This is a genomic window from Aeromonas sp. ZOR0001 (genome assembly GCF_000801015.1).
Classification (GTDB): domain Bacteria; phylum Pseudomonadota; class Gammaproteobacteria; order Enterobacterales; family Aeromonadaceae; genus Aeromonas; species Aeromonas veronii.
Window position 1 is genome coordinate 1 of the sequence record NZ_JRJY01000061.1, and the last position, 631, is coordinate 631.

The window sequence follows — 631 nt, forward strand, 5'->3', positions numbered from 1 at the left end:
ACCCGCCGGGTGTGCAGGTCAAGCACCGCTGCCAGGTAATGCCAGCGACCACCGGCCCAGACGTAGGTGATATCGCCACACCACACCTGATTGGGTTGCTGGACATCAAATTCGCGGGCCAGCAGATTGGGTATGTCCGGTCGTTCAGACTGTGCCACCTGATAGCGATGAGCGCCCGGTTGCTTGGATACCAGACCGGCTTCCTTCATCAGGTTACGTACTTTGAATCGACCAATCTGATATCCCAACTCCCGCATCATCGACATCAAGGCACGGCTGCCTGCCGAGTTCCGGCTTTCTTTGAACAAACGGCGCAACTCACAGCGCTGTTGCATGCGCTCACGGTTAATCGTCCGCCTGCGAGCCAGATAATCGTAAAAACAGGAGGTGGGCACATCGAAGGCGCAGCAGACCAGAGTGATGGGGGCTTGCTCCCTTAATCGGTCTATCAGCGCGTACGTGTGAACTCGTCCGCCATCAAGAGAGCAGTAGCCTTTTTTAGAATGTCCTTTTCACGTTCGAGCCGGTTGATACGGGCTTCCAGCTCCTGAATTTTCTGCAGCTCTGGTGTCAGCGCTTTGCTGATTGGGGTTGTACCACAGCGTTCGGATTGAAGCTGCTGGACCCAGCG

Annotated in this window: 1 pseudogene; it reads right to left on the reverse strand. The window is 55.9% G+C overall.

The annotated features are described in order from the left end of the window. Nucleotides 1–631 (reverse strand): annotated as a pseudogene (locus L972_RS20710) (IS3 family transposase); the annotation flags it as partial.